Source organism: Streptomyces sp. AN091965 (assembly GCF_022698285.1).
In the GTDB taxonomy this organism is placed as follows: domain Bacteria; phylum Actinomycetota; class Actinomycetes; order Streptomycetales; family Streptomycetaceae; genus Streptomyces.
On the sequence record NZ_JALDMY010000001.1, the window covers coordinates 3,980,361 to 3,994,326 of the forward strand.

The 13,966-nt window shown below is 66.7% G+C and carries 11 protein-coding genes; 7 read left to right on the plus strand and 4 right to left on the minus strand.

Annotation, left to right across the window (positions count from 1 at the left end; genetic code table 11):
- The first annotated feature begins 118 nt into the window (after positions 1–118).
- Positions 119–1,528 (plus strand): MFS transporter, encoded by a 1,410-nt coding sequence (locus tag MQV74_RS16640; protein WP_242718472.1) that lies wholly within the window; start codon positions 119–121, stop codon positions 1,526–1,528.
- Here MQV74_RS16640 and MQV74_RS16645 read toward each other — a convergent pair.
- Genes MQV74_RS16645 through MQV74_RS16655 form a run of 3 tightly spaced genes read right to left on the minus strand, consistent with a single transcriptional unit; the run spans position 1,494 to position 4,053 of the window.
- On the minus strand, positions 1,494–3,020 hold the full coding sequence (locus tag MQV74_RS16645; RefSeq protein WP_242718474.1) for a sodium:solute symporter family protein: 1,527 nt from the start codon (positions 3,018–3,020) through the stop codon (positions 1,494–1,496). The two genes, MQV74_RS16640 and MQV74_RS16645, sit on opposite strands and share 35 nt — an antisense overlap.
- Entirely contained in the window at positions 3,017–3,247 is a 231-nt protein-coding gene (locus tag MQV74_RS16650; protein WP_242718476.1) for a DUF3311 domain-containing protein, read from the minus strand. Before MQV74_RS16650 ends, MQV74_RS16645 begins: the two co-directional genes overlap by 4 nt.
- Before the next feature lie 11 nt (positions 3,248–3,258).
- The gene (locus tag MQV74_RS16655) at positions 3,259–4,053 is read right to left on the minus strand and encodes a class E sortase (protein ID WP_242718478.1); all 795 of its coding nucleotides are present in this window, start codon (positions 4,051–4,053) and stop codon (positions 3,259–3,261) included.
- Between the two features lie 237 nt (positions 4,054–4,290).
- Between MQV74_RS16655 and MQV74_RS16660 the strand changes: the two genes are divergently transcribed.
- From MQV74_RS16660 to MQV74_RS16685, 6 genes are all read left to right on the plus strand, one after another.
- Positions 4,291–5,340: an SEC-C domain-containing protein gene (locus tag MQV74_RS16660; RefSeq protein ID WP_242718480.1), complete on the plus strand. Its 1,050-nt coding sequence runs from the start codon at positions 4,291–4,293 to the stop codon at positions 5,338–5,340.
- Positions 5,341–5,636: 296 nt separating this feature from the next.
- Positions 5,637–7,166 (plus strand): ATP-binding protein, encoded by a 1,530-nt coding sequence (locus MQV74_RS16665; RefSeq protein WP_242718482.1) that lies wholly within the window; start codon positions 5,637–5,639, stop codon positions 7,164–7,166.
- Positions 7,167–7,176: 10 nt separating this feature from the next.
- Entirely contained in the window at positions 7,177–10,161 is a 2,985-nt protein-coding gene (locus tag MQV74_RS16670; protein WP_374120629.1) for a Z1 domain-containing protein, read from the plus strand.
- A gap of 17 nt (positions 10,162–10,178) precedes the next feature.
- The gene (locus MQV74_RS16675; RefSeq protein WP_242718483.1) at positions 10,179–11,147 is read left to right on the plus strand and encodes a NaeI family type II restriction endonuclease; all 969 of its coding nucleotides are present in this window, start codon (positions 10,179–10,181) and stop codon (positions 11,145–11,147) included.
- A gap of 47 nt (positions 11,148–11,194) precedes the next feature.
- A complete protein-coding gene (locus MQV74_RS16680) occupies positions 11,195–12,169 on the plus strand; it encodes a hypothetical protein (RefSeq protein ID WP_242718485.1) in 975 nt (324 codons plus the stop codon).
- Between the two features lie 21 nt (positions 12,170–12,190).
- The gene (locus MQV74_RS16685) at positions 12,191–12,667 is read left to right on the plus strand and encodes a very short patch repair endonuclease (RefSeq protein ID WP_242718487.1); all 477 of its coding nucleotides are present in this window, start codon (positions 12,191–12,193) and stop codon (positions 12,665–12,667) included.
- Here MQV74_RS16685 and MQV74_RS16690 read toward each other — a convergent pair.
- Positions 12,664–13,857 carry a DNA cytosine methyltransferase gene (locus MQV74_RS16690; protein WP_242718489.1) on the minus strand — a complete coding sequence of 398 codons (1,194 nt, stop codon included), beginning with the start codon at positions 13,855–13,857 and terminating at the stop codon, positions 12,664–12,666. The two genes, MQV74_RS16685 and MQV74_RS16690, sit on opposite strands and share 4 nt — an antisense overlap.
- Positions 13,858–13,966: the final 109 nt, after the last annotated feature.

Genomic DNA, 13,966 nt, shown 5'->3' on the forward strand with positions numbered 1-13,966 from the left:
GTTCATTCATTGAACTTACTCCTGCTACGGTCGTCACGCACCACAGGTTCAATGAATGAACTTGCATGACCCGTCGACGCGTGCGCCCCACCACGCACCTCCCGAAGGGCACTCACCCATGCCACGCACAGCCACCGCGGCGCCCACCGCGTCCCCCGCCACCGCCCCCGTCCGCACGGCGTCCCCCGCGCGGACCCTGGCCCTGACCAGCGCCGCGACCTTCATGGCCCTGATGACGTACACGGCCCCGATGGTCACGCTCTCCGACACCGCCGCGGCCCTCGGCACCTCCCTGTCCGCGCAGGCCTGGCTCCTGAACGGCACCCCGCTCGGGCTCGCCGCCCTGCTCCTCGTCGCGGGCAGCCTCGCCGACGACTACGGCCGGCGCCGGATCTTCCTGTACGGGACGTACGCGCTCGGCGTCACCACGGCCCTCGGCGGCCTCGCCACCTCCACCTGGATGTTCACGCTGGCCCGCGTGGTCCAGGGCGCGGCGAGCGCCGCCGTCCTGGCGGCCAGCCTCGGCCTGATCGCGCAGGCCTACCCGGCCGGTCCGGGCCGGATCCGGGCGACCGGCGTCTGGGGCGCGTTCGTCAGCGGCGGCATCGCCCTCTCGCCGGTCGTCTCCGGCGCCCTCGCCACGCTCACCGACTGGCGCCTGCCGTACGCCGTCCTGGCCGTGGCCACCCTCGCCGTCGGCGCCCTCGGCCCGCGCGCCCTGACCGAGTCCCGCGCGCCGCGCGCGGGCCGCCCCGACCTCGCGGGCGCCCTGACCTTCGGCCTGGCCCTCGTCGCCCTGCTCGCCGCGCTCACCCTGGGCCGCGACGGCTGGCTGCGGCTGCCCGTCGGCGCCCTGCTGCTCACCGCCGCCGCGCTGCTCACCGCGTTCACGTACGTGGAACGCCGTGCGGCGACGCCGATGCTGGACCTCGGCCTGCTGCGCCGCCCGCTGTTCCTCGCCTCGTCGGCGGGCGGGCTCTTCACGGGGCTCTCGGTGATCGCCCTGTTCAGCTATCTGCCGACGGTCCTCCAGCACACCATGGGCCTGTCCGCGATGGGCACGGGCTGGCTGTTCATGCTCTGGGCCGGGACCGGCTTCCTGGTCGCCCTCCAGGTCAGGCGGCTCGCGGGCCGGGTCCCCGCACGGGCCCAGCTCGCCGCCGGGTTCCTGCTGCACGCCGTCGCCGCCCTGACCATGCTGGGCGCGGCCGCCGCGGGCTCCTGGCCGCGCCTGCTGCCCGGCCTGCTGCTCTCCGGGGCGGGCAGCGGCCTGCTGAACGCCGCCCTGCCGCTGCTCGCCGTCGAGTCGGTGCCGCCCGGGCGCGCCGCGATGGGCTCGGGCGCGGGCAACACCGCCCGCTACCTCGGCTCCGCCGCGGGCGTCGCCCTGATGATCGCCGTGGCCACGGCCTCGGGCTCCTCGCCCGCCGCGCTCGCGCACGGCGCCGACGTGGCCCTCCTGGTGTCGGCGGGCCTCGGCGTCCTGGCCGCGCTCACCGTCCTGACGCTGCGGGAACGGCGCCGCTGACCTCGTCGTGGTCGTCGTCGACCGGGTCCCGCGCGAGCACCTCGCCGTCCGGCCGCGGGTCCCGGTCCGCCGGACCGGCGTACGACACCACGAGCGCGACCAGGAGGTTGACGCCGAGCGCGACGATCCCGGCGTTCACGCCGACCACCGGATCGCGGTCGGTGAAGACGAGGCCGCACACGACCGCGACGCCCACGACGAGCCCGCTCACCGCCCCCGCGAGCGTGAGCCGCCGCCACACCAGGCCGAGCAGCAGCATCGGCACGAGCTGCGCCATCCCCTCGTACGAGATGAGCGAGAGGCGCACGAGGGTGTTGGGCGTCGCGTACGTCAGGAAGAGCGCGAGCGCGCCCGCGGCCACGACGACGCCCTGCGAGGCGAGCTTCTGTCGCGCGGGCGGCCGCCACCGGGGCAGCAGGGACAACACGCTGCTGCCCCACATCGTCCCGATGACCAGCATGAACACCGCCATCGGCACGATCGACGAGAGCGCGGCGGCGACCCCGATCACGCCGACGGCCCACGCGGGCAGCGAGTCCACCACCAGCTTGAACAGGGCCAGGTTGGACCCGGCGCCGGTCAGCCCCGGCACCACGAACAGGGCCGCGAGGCCGAGCAGCATCGGCACGAACAGCAGGACGTTGTACGCGGGCAGCCAGATGGCGTTGCGGCGCAGCGCGTCGGCGCTGCGGGCGCCGAGGTACCCGGCGACGGTGGTCGGGAAGATCACCACGGTGAGCGCGTTGAGGAACGACGTCGTGGCGAACCAGGCCTCGCCGTACGGGGACCCGCCGTGCCCCGGCAGCGTCAGCCAGTCACGCTTCTCGTTCACCACCCGGTCGAGGAAGTCCCCGTACCCGTCGAAGTAGTGCAGCGGCACGTACACGGCGAGGAAGGCGAGCGTGCCGATGACGAGCACGTCCTTGAGCACGGACACCCACGCGCTGCCGCGCAGGCCGCTCACCACCACGAACCCGGTGGTGACGGCGAACCCGATGAAATAGGCCCAGTTCAGGCTGATCGCGCCGTACGAGATGGTCGAGACGACCACGCCCATCCCGGTGATCTGGAGCTGGATGTACGGCAGCAGGAACACGGTCGCGAGCACGGCGACCGCGGCGCCGAGCCACGGCCTGCCGAAGCGGTGCGCCACCATGTCGCTGACGCTGACGAGCCCGTGCCGCCGCGCGTAGTCCCACAGCAGCGGCCCGACGACGTACCCGACCGCGTAACCGCAGGACATGTAGGCGACCACGTAGAGCACGGGCGCCCCGTAGTTGTACCCCCAGCCCGCGGCGCCGAGATAGCTGAAGCTCGTGTACCCCTCGCCCGCCATCAGGACCCAGATGAACACGGGCCCGAGCGAGCGCCCGCCCACCGACCACTCGGTGAGCCCGCCCTGCCCGCCGCGGCCCCGCACCGCGAGGAGGCCGAGCGCGACCGTGCCGACCATGAAGACACCGAAGACGGAGGTGGCGACGGCGGTGTTCACGGGCGCCGCCCCGTCCGCCGCTTGCGATCGGCTCGATACGTGAACCACACCGCGACCGGCGTCAGGAGCGTGGCGCCGAGCAGCCACACGAACAGGAAGGGCAGCCCGAGCACCACCGGATCGACCCGGTTGGCGAAGGGCAGCGCCCCCAGATACAGCACGAAGGGCACGAGCAGCCAGAGCAGCTGCGGCCGGCGCGGGGCGCGCGGCTGACGGCGAATGATCACGGGGCGTCAGCCTACCGAGGCACTGTCGAACGCAGCTTCCCCCACACGACGAGCCGGTACTTCGAGGTGTGGACCGGGGTGCACGTGGTGAGCGTGAGGTAGTACCCCGGCTCGCGGAAGCCCTGCCCCGGCCGCACGTCGCTGCGCGGCACGGCCTTCAGGACACCGCTGTCGTACGGGGTGGTCCGGGCCGGCGCCCCGACCACGGCGTACGTGTGGACGGCGGCACGGGTCTCGACGGTGATCCGGTCACCGGCCCGCAGCCGGTCGAGGTGCCGGAACGGCTCGCCGTGGGTGTTCCGGTGCCCCGCGAGCGCGAAGTTCCCGGCCCGGCCGGGCTGGGCGGTGCGCGGATAGTGGCCGACGTACCCCTTGTTGAGCACCGCCCGCTTGCCGATGCCTTCGGCGACGGGGGCGCTGAGGCCGAGGCGGGGGATGCGGAGGATGGCGTAGGCGGCGTGGGGCCGGGAGGGCGGGGGGACGACGGGGGCGGTGCCGGGGACGGCCTTGGGGGCGGTGTCGGGGGAGGTATCGGGGACGGCATCGGGGGACGCGTCGGCGACGGCATCAGGGAGGGCATCGGGGACGGCATCGGGGACGGCCCGGTGGCCCCACTCCTCCTCCAAGCGCTGGACGGCGGCCTGTGCCCCGGCCCGCGCCTGCCGATTGGTCCACCACAGCTGGTGCACGACCAGCAGGAGCAGCACGAGCCCGAGGGTGACGAGGAGCTCGGCCGCGTACCAGAGGGAGCGGGCGAGGACGGACCCGCGCTCCCCGGGGCCTCCGTGCGTGACGACGCGAACCACTCCGCCCCCCCCTCCCGGCGACTCGGCAGGCACGCAAGATAGGGCCACGGCCGCGAAGAGACCAGCCTCGGGGCGCCCCGAGGAGAGGAAGGGGACGTACCGACGAGGGAACGGCATCCTCACAACGCCCTCGCGACGTCCTCGCGACGTCCTCGCGACGTCCTCGCGGAAGGAACGGACCACACCGACGACAAGGCCCATACACCCTGGCCGGGGTACGGCAGTACGGTGTCACTCATGCGCCCCGACACGCCTGCCGACCACGTCGACCACATCGCCGAAGCGGAGCGCCTGGAGCGCACCGCGGGCCTCTACCCCGAGGACGCCGAGCACCTCCTCCTCCAGGCCGCGGCCCATCTGGAGCTGGCCGACGCCCGAGAACGCGCGACGGCGCTCTACGACCAGCTGCTGTCCCCGTCGGCACCGCACCCGCCGGAGAACCCCACCCTGATCCGCGCGCTCAAGGCGGCGAACCTCTGGGAGTACGGCCACGAGGCGGAGGCCAGGGCGATCATCGACGGCGTACGCGGCCAGCGCCCGGCGGACGCGGCCCCGTGGGTGATCGTGGCGGAGTCCCTGGAGTCCCACGACGAGCTGGACCAGGCGCAGGACACGTTCTCGGAGGCGCTGACCCTCCTGCTCCCCGCGCCCGACCTCGAACCCCCGTACGCCACGCACCCGTTGCTCTACGGCCGCCACCGCGTCCGGCGCCTGCTCGGCGCGCCGCACGACAACTGGGACGAGCGCGCGGACCGCGTCCACCGGGCCCGCGCGGCGGCGGCGGGCCGCACGCCGGTGCCCCTGGACGAGCTCCACGACCCGAAGCGGATCTGGAGCCTCGGCTCGGAGAACCCGGAGGAGATCCGCGCCGAGATCACCCGCCTCCAGGCGGAACTGGGCACGTACCGGGAGGCCCTGTCCCGCCCCTTCCCGGTGGCGGTCCTGCACTGGCCCGCCACGGAACTCACCGAGCTCCTGGCGGCGTACCCCGAGCTGGCGGCCGAATACCCCTCCCACGAGGCCCACTTGGCGACGATAGAGGCATCGCTGCGCGAACTCTCGGCCTCCGGCACCCCCAACCTCGGCATCGTCACCGGCACGGTCCCCTCCTACGAAGCCTTCGCCGCCTCCGAGGGCACCCCACCGTCGGACCCCGCCCTCCTCCCCCAGTACGCGACAACGCTGGCGGCACGGGGGCGGGCGGAGGAGTGGCCGCCACGCCCTTCGGGGGCTTGCTGGTGCGGGTCGGGCCATTCCTATGGCGAGTGCCACGGGGCCGGAAGCTGATCATCTTCCTCGTTGATCACTCGGGCTCCCGGCCATACGAGATGAGAGCCCTGTGAGGGGCGCCAGTTCGACTAAGCGTGCAACTACGGCCATCGCACGACAGCGCCTGGCGGCGCAGCCAGCCGCAGCTCTCCCAGCCAGGACCTTCACCCTGGATAATTCGGTCGAACGTCCCTCATTTTCCAGCCAAAGGCACATGCACGCATCGGCTGCGCTACGGTCGGAAATCAACAAATTGATCCGGCGTGATAGTGCCTGAAATGACGGTCACGCCTCATACATGAACAAGGAAGGTCATGGTCTACCAGCAGACCTCTGACTGGCAGTTCGACGTGCCGACAAGCGGCAGCAAGCGACTGCCGCCTGCCTCCCGCTATGTCGATTCGCTGGCCCACCAGGGCTACGGCTTCGAAGCGGCCATCGCCGACCTGGTCGACAACTCCATCGACGCACGGGCACACAACGTCGTGGTCAGCTTCCTGCGCGACGAGGACCGCTTGGTCAGCCTGCTGGTCATCGATGACGGTCAGGGCATGAACGATGCAGGCCTCGACACTGCCATGACCGTCGGCGGCCGGAAGGACTACTCCGACTCGGCGCTCGGCCACTTCGGTGCGGGCCTGAAGGCTGCTTCCCTCTCACACGCTGCCGCTCTCACCGTGATCAGCCGCACAAAACGCAGCCCTTCGGCCGGACGCCGCTGGCTGACCAGCCAGGCAAGAGCCGACTACAGCTGCGACATCGTCGAGCCCCGGTACTGTCAGGACCTCGTCGACCGGTACGACGGAATCATCAACTGGCACGGCACCATCGTGCGCTGGGACCAGGTCCGTGCGTTCGAGACGATCACTGCGGGACAGGCGGACCGCTACCTCAACGACGCGATCGAAAAGCTCGAATCACACCTCGGCCTGTACTTCCATCGTTTCCTGTCCCGCGAGGACTTCCACATCGACATCGTGGTCGAAGACGTGCGCACCAAGGAAGAGCTGGATCACCGGGGAGTCGAGCCCATCGACCCGTTCGGCTACCGGGTGCCGGGACGTGCTGGCTATCCGCGCCCTTACACCGCTCCCGTCGAGGGCATCGGCGGCGTCACCCTCACCGCACACATCTGGCCGCCCAAGTCCCCTTTGGTGAGTTTCCGAGGCATTGGCCCGCTGGCTGAGCGTCAGGGCTTCTACATATACCGCCACGATCGGCTAGTCCAAGCCGGCGGCTGGAATGACACCCGGAGCGCCGAGAGCCACCTCAGCCTCGCGCGGATCGAGCTTGACCTTCCAACCGCCCCGAATGACGTCTTCAGCCTGACCGTGAAGAAGGACGGCGTACAGGTCACCCCTGCTTTCGCCCGCGGCCTTGAAAAAGCAACGGACGACACCGGAACCAGCTTCGCCACGTATGTCCACGACGCAGAAGTCACCTACCGGGAAGCCGCACGGCGTCGCACCGAAGTACAGCGCAAGGCAGTCATCCCGCCTGGAAAGGGCATCGACCCCAAGCTGAAGCGGATACTGCGGGATGAACTGCCCCAACTGGAAGGTGAAGACCCGATCACGTTCCGGTGGGGACCCCTTACCTCTGCCAATGTCTTCTTCGAGGTCGACCACAAAGAACGGCTGGTCACGCTCAACAAGGAGTTCCGTCAGGCTTTCAATGGCGGCAGGCGCAGCGGCTCCAATGATGCTCCCGTCGTGAAGAGCATGCTCTATTTGATGCTGAACGAGATATTCCAAAAAGAGCGAGTCTGGGCAAACCAGACGGACAAAATTGCTCTGTGGAACAGCATCCTCGTCACCGCAGTCCGCTCCGAAATCGCCCGCTGAAGGACTCCCCGTGGCCGACCCCCTGACCGATCTGCACGGCGAAGTACTAGACGCGATGGCCCGCCGCGGCCCCAAGCACTTCGCCAAGCTCGCCTTCGTCCTCGCCGAAGCGGACGAGCCCGCTGATACCGCGCTGTCCCACTTTCATGAGCGGCTCCTGGCCGCATCCCCCGGTGACGATCTCATCGCACTGTGGGGCAGGAAGCTCAGCTCTTGGGATTTCGAGCCGCAGCCCTCGTGGTCAGACTCTCCGCCCCGCAGCGACGAACGACGCGCCGACGTATACACGCGGCTCGGCTTCAGCGCGGAACTGCGCAAGGCACTCGACACGGTAGTCCCCGTTTTCAAGGAACCGGGTCCGGTCACCATCAGCAGGGAACATGAGTGCTGGTACACACGGGAGAACGCGGCCAACCGGTCGTTCTATTGGGATGCCTACGAGAATCTGCTCCGCAGCAAAGGGTGGAGCGCGGCAGCAATCTCCGGCCTTGATGAAGCCGCACACTCGGTTGTCGAGCGTCTCTCCGATCCGACACGTGTGGATGCCTACGGGGCACGCGGCTTGGTCCTCGGGTACGTGCAGTCCGGCAAGACCGCGAACTTCACTGGCGTGACAGCGAAGGCCATCGACGCGGGCTACCGACTGGTGATCGTCCTGGGCGGCACCCTCAACTTGCTGCGCAGTCAGACCCAGCGTCGCCTTGACATGGAGCTGATCGGCCAGGAGAACATCCTGGGTTCCGCCGACCCCAGCGACCCCGATGCGCTGGTTGGCATCGACTACCAGCACGACGACGACTGGCCCACCAAGTTCGTCTCGCACGGCGCGCGTCCCTCTGCTCTGCACGCCTTCGACATCGAGCGGCTCACCTCACGCGACGAGGACTATAAGAGCCTGGCACGCGGCATCAGCGCCCTTGAGTTCGAGAAGCGTGACCGCACCCTGCCGCTCTACGACCCGCAGAATCTGCACCACGCTGCAGCCCGCGTCATGGTCGTCAAGAAGAACAAGTCGGTGCTGACTAAACTGGTCAAGGACCTCAAGAAGATCGGACCGCTCCTCAGCGAGATTCCGACCCTGATCATCGATGACGAATCAGACCAGGCATCGGTCAATACCACTGACCCCAAGAAGTGGGAGGCCGGCAAGGTCACCCGTACCTCGATCAACGGTCTGATCACGGACCTTCTCAGGCTCCTGCCGAGGGCTCAGTACGTCGGTTACACAGCAACACCCTTTGCGAATGTCTTCATCGACCCGGGTGATGACGAAGACATCTTCCCCCGTGACTTCCTGATCTCCCTTCCCCGCCCAATCGGGTACATGGGGGTCCAGGACTTTCATGACCTCGACTCCTCCATTCCACTGGAGGAGCGGACCGCGGAACGGTCGTACGCCAACTCTCAGGAGATGGCTCATGTCCGCGGGATCTACGAGGCCACCGGCGACCGCATGCAGGAGGCCATGGATGCTTTCGTGCTCTCTGGCGCCCTCAAGCTCTACCGCACGGACCATGGTGTGCCTGACGGCCCGTTCCGCCACCACACCATGCTTGTCCACGAGTCGGTCAAGGTGGACGACCACAGCGAAATCGCGCTGCGCCTCAACTCAATGTGGCATCAGGCGGGTTACACCGGGTCGACGGGTCATGCCCGCTTGTCCGACCTCTTCGACTCAGACTTCTCTCAGGTATCAGCAGCCCGATCTTCAGGACTCCCACGCCCTGCTTCGTATGCGGAACTGCGCCCCTACGTCAGCCGGGCTCGCCAACTCATCAACTCTGGCGGCAGCCCTGTGGTGGTCGTCAACGGCGACACCGACCGCTACTTCGACCAACTCAACCTGGACTTCGACGGCACTCCCCACGTATGGAAGATTCTGGTGGGCGGCACAAAGCTCTCCCGGGGTTTCACTGTTGAGGGTCTGACAGTGACGTACTACCGCCGCACCACCCGCCAGGCAGACACACTGATGCAGATGGGGCGTTGGTTCGGCTTCCGTCCCGGATACCAGGATCTTGTGCGCCTGTACGTCGGCAGGGAAGAGCCTTTGACGAAGACCAAGACGGTCGACCTATACGAGGCCTTTGAAGCCATTTGCCGGGACGAGGAAGCATTCCGCGAGCAACTGGCCCGATATGCGGTCATGGTGGATGGAAAGCCACAGGTGAAGCCCGAGCAGATCCCGCCTCTCGTGGCTCAACACCTGCACTGGATCAAACCATCCGCTCGGAACAAGATGTTCAACGCGGAACTCGTGGAGGAAATGCTGACGCCAGGGCAGCCGATCGAGCCCGCTTCCTACCCGAGGGACAGCACAGCAATCGGAAGAAACACGGAACGCTGGCGACCTCTGCTGGAATACTTCAGAACAGCACCGGTGACGTTCACCAACCCACCGGACAGCACCAGTTCCCTGACCCGCAGCTTCACAGCCCTGACAGGAACTGTCCCTCACGCAGAACTCGTCAGCGTGCTAGGCAACCTCGAATGGGAGCGCTCTGGCCACTTCGCTCCCCACTTGGCGTATCTGAATCAGCTGGACGGCTCACTGGCCAAGGTGGACGACTGGCTGCTCATCTGCCCACAACTCGCTAAGAACAACCGAGTAGAGGCCACCATCCTCGGGTCCACGCCCCTCTCTCTCGCACGCCGCAGCCGCCAGGAGGACAAGAACTCCTTCGGGCGCATCGCGAGCTACGAGCACCGTATGGCAGCACAGCGTCTCATCGACGCCGCAAGTGCACCGACCTCACGGGGCGATGCCGACATTCATCTCAGTCGCACTACGGGTGTCGCACTGCTCTATCCAGTGATCGAGGGCGCTAAGGCCAGCATTGTCCGAGCCGCGGTACGAAATGGCACTGTCGACCCTTCCAGCGTCGTGATGGCCTTCACTCTGATCCCGCCGACATCAGCCATCGTCGCGGGACATCCCCTGGTGCGGTTCCGAGCAAAGGATTCCCGCCTCAGCACGAAGACTTCCGGTAACTGAAGATCGAGGTGTCAACCTTGCTGCCCATCGATACAACAGCCGCGCAGAACATCGCCCTGTCTCCAGAGGTGCAAAACGACGCAGAAGTCGCGCTGGTGCACGCGGAGCTTCTGCGACTCGATCCCACAGGCAACCGGTTCGCAGTCGTCCTGCGAGACACTATCGATCAGCTACTCAATGGCGAGGTAACGGGCCGTTACGACTGGAAAACCCTTTTCAAGACGGAAAAGACACACGCCGGCACTCTCGTCGAGATCAATCTTCAGCGTGAGTTCAGGTTCACTGACGGCCTGATAATGGACTATCGCATCGCAGGCATCGAGGTCGACTGCAAATACTCCCAGAAGTTCGGCAGCTGGATGATCCCTCCGGAGGCTGTGGGACACCTCTGCCTCCTCGTCTGGGCCGACGACTACAAGAGTCAGTGGAGTTCCGGCCTCTTTCGAGTGCGCCAAGAGTGGCTGAATCCCGGCGGCAATCGTGACTCCAAGCTCACGGTGGCGGCTGAGCACCGTCGCGACAAGATCATGTGGCTGTGGCGCGACGCGAAACTTCCGGAAAACGTGCTCCTCCACATGCGCCCTCAGGACCGTGATGCTGTCTTCGCTTCAAAGTATGGCCAGCAGCGTCTGAATGAGCTGTTCAGACGAGTACAGCAACGGCCCATCGGTCGGAACGTGGTGCGCACCGTGGCCCAGCAAAAGGACTACATGAAACGAGTGCGCGGCAACGGAGGATCGCGCTCAGCACTCAGGCCCGAGGGCATCCTCATCATGGGTGACTATGACAGCCACCGCGCCGTGGCTGTGCAACTCGGCCTGCAGGCACCCCGGGAAGGCGAGTTCGTGTCCGTGCGGGTGGCCCGCGCCATGCCTCACCACCATGGGCCAAGCTGCTCCCTCGATGGCCACGAATGGGTCGTTGCCGGAGAAAATGACCCAGTGGAGACTGCTCCAGCACTTCCAGCCCATACCTTCATCTCCTAGCCCCTCTTCCCTTTACCTCTTACCCAAAGCTCCATTGCAAGGGAACCATGCCACTCACCGCCACCCAGAAGACCCTTATAGACGCAAACCTGGGAGACCCCGAGGCCATCAGCGCCGTGATTATGGGGTTCTGCTGGAATGAATCCGCGCTTGCCTCTGCAGCGGACTTCGTGGCACATGAGGCCGAGACGCTGCTCGAAGCCGCCAATCGCCTCGGGTTGGGCTGGAATCCCATCTGGCTGAGGGAGGCAGGGTTCACCGCATTTGATGCCAACGGGACCTCGATTGACCAGCTTGCAGAAGCTTCTGGTCCTGTGAATTGGTCACCCCAGATACGAACATTCCGTTTCGACGACAAGATCTCTGACGCCGCTACGGGAACGCGCTATCGACGACGCACCTCGGGTGAACTCGCCGCGCTCTCTCTTTGGATGCACGCTGTGACGGCACGGGATATCACCATCGACAGGCCGTCGGCACAACCAGGAGGCACACGCGGCACCGTCTTCCGCGACCTTCTGATCTACTACTTGCAGCGGAGCCTTCCGGAGGGATGGCAAGTCCGTCACGAAGTCCCACTCACTCATATCCGAGGGCTGCACATGCGCCGGGACGTGGGCGACCGGAAGAGCGACATCCTCATCATTGATGACGGGAGCCGACTCGTCGCCGCACTGTCGTCCAAGTGGAGCTGGCGGTCAGACCGCGGCACAGAGGCTGCGCAAATGGTGCCCCTCACCCGCTACCGACCCGACGTCCCGTATGCCATGGCCACTGCTGAGTTCCCCAGAGCTGCAAGCGTGGCACGGGAGAGTATTGAAGACCGCATCTACCACCTGTGTCCCACATGGGTGGGAGCATGGCTGGCAGTGAACGAACTGGCTCCAGGCACTTCCGCGCACGCCCACTGGCCGAACCTGACCTCGCTGAGGCAAGAGGGAGAGGCCAGGGCCAGCGCGCTCGCGTTGAAGGGCCTGGACGTCCTCGTCAGGGACCTCAAGGACAGTGGCGACATCCTCTAGCCGGGACACGGAGGGCGAGCGATGAGCGACGAGCCGTGGCAGCCACCGGACGGTTCGTGGGCGTCTTCTGCTGCCCGCCGCAGGAACATGCAGGCCATCCGGAGCCGCGACACGAGACCGGAGCGCTTGATCCGCAAGCTTGTGCACGCGCAGGGCCTGCGCTACCGCGTCGCCGCCAAGCCACTTCCGGGATTGCGCAGGACAGCGGACATGGTCTTCCGGCCCGCCCGGGTCGCGGTGTTCATCGACGGCTGCTACTGGCACGGCTGCCCCGAACACTACGTGCCGCCAAAGACCAACTCCGGCTACTGGTCGGACAAGGTGGCCCGGAACATGACGCGTGACCGGGACACCGACCAGCGTCTCACTGACGCTGGCTGGCTCGTGCTCCGTTTCTGGGAACACGAGCCAGCGGGGGCGTGCGCCGACCGGATCGCCGCGGAGGTGGAGAAGCGCAGGACGAATCCTCGGAAGCCCGGTTCGGAGGCCGCTGACTAGCTTGTCTCGCGGTCCCGCTCGCGGGCAGCCTTCAGTACATCCAGGATCGACTTACCGACAGCCTTGGCCACCGGCGGCGGAAAGGCGTTGCCTACCTGCCGGTACTGCGCCGTCTTTCCTCCCTCGAAGCCCCACTCGGGCGGAAAGCCCTGGATGATCGCCGCCTGCTCCACGGTCAGCATCGGCCCACGCTCGCCGAAGAGGTCGCGATTCTCGCTCTTCTTCTGCGCCATCGTCTCGGCATCGTTGGCCACTCCGAGCCCGTCGACGCCAAGTTGCTTCCATGCATTCTTTGCACGGCTAGGTCCGAGATCCGCGCCGCCGTGCTTCTTCGAGCCGCCAACGAGGGTGGGCGCGATGCCCCCACCCTTACCCTTGAGCTCAGCGTCTCGGTCTTGCGCCGTCTTCAACCAATGGCTGTAGATACGACGGGCCTCCTCAGCACGCTCACCGTCGAAGAACGGCTCGTACCGTTCGAGCATGGAGGGCTGGAGGCTCTCTGCGACGCTCACCGGCTCCTCGTGTGTGGGAGTCGGCCATTCGTACTTGACGTCCTTGAGGACGTCATCACGGATGGCTACGAGGATGGCGCGCGGCCGGAGCTGCGGAACTCCGAAGTCGCTGGCTTCAAGGACGCCCCAGTTGCAGACGGTGTAACCGAGGCCGTCATCATGCACCCGCTGCCGGTCCGGGCCCCAGTAGCTCCCCCCCTGCAGCTTGGCCAGGATCTCCTCGCGGTAGTCAGCGAACTTCGGGTCCATGATCCCGCGCACGTTCTCGATCATGACTGCGCGCGGTTTGAGCTGCTCGACGAGGTCCAGCATGCGAGGGAACAGGTCACGCTCGTCATCTCTGCCAAGTTGCTTGCCAGCGTGCGAGAACGGCGGACAGGGCACGCCTCCTGCAAGAAGATCTAGACCCTCTGCAGCGAAAATCTTGGCGCTCTTCTGCAGGTGCTCGGAAGGGGCGAAGGCGTTGACGTCCATCGGAGCCAGAACATCACAGTGCTCCCGCTCCCAAGCCCAGCCCTCGTCCTTCTTGACGTTCCCCTTGAGGGTTTCCGCTGCATACGTGTCGATCTCAACGAGCGCGAGATGCTTGAATCCGGCCTGGTGCAAGCCAACGGCCTGCCCGCCCGCGCCGGCGCAGATCTCCACAGACGTGTATGCGCGTTCCTTCATGCGGGTCATGCCCCCTCCTTACAGCCATGCAGCAGCGGACACACCGTGCAATCCGCTATCACAGAGGGTGACAGACCCCACTGACATCGAGACCTGCCTAAGTGTGCAGCACTGCCAG

What these genes read in the sequence shown, in the direction of transcription:
- MQV74_RS16665 (WP_242718482.1), top strand. Translation starts at nt 5,637, where the DNA reads ATGGTCTACCAGCAGACCTCTGACTGGCAGTTCGACGTGCCGACAAGC.
- MQV74_RS16640 (WP_242718472.1), top strand. Translation starts at nt 119, where the DNA reads ATGCCACGCACAGCCACCGCGGCGCCCACCGCGTCCCCCGCCACCGCC.
- MQV74_RS16690 (WP_242718489.1), bottom strand. Translation starts at nt 13,857, where the DNA reads ATGACCCGCATGAAGGAACGCGCATACACGTCTGTGGAGATCTGCGCC.
- MQV74_RS16660 (WP_242718480.1), top strand. Translation starts at nt 4,291, where the DNA reads ATGCGCCCCGACACGCCTGCCGACCACGTCGACCACATCGCCGAAGCG.
- MQV74_RS16680 (WP_242718485.1), top strand. Translation starts at nt 11,195, where the DNA reads ATGCCACTCACCGCCACCCAGAAGACCCTTATAGACGCAAACCTGGGA.
- MQV74_RS16685 (WP_242718487.1), top strand. Translation starts at nt 12,191, where the DNA reads ATGAGCGACGAGCCGTGGCAGCCACCGGACGGTTCGTGGGCGTCTTCT.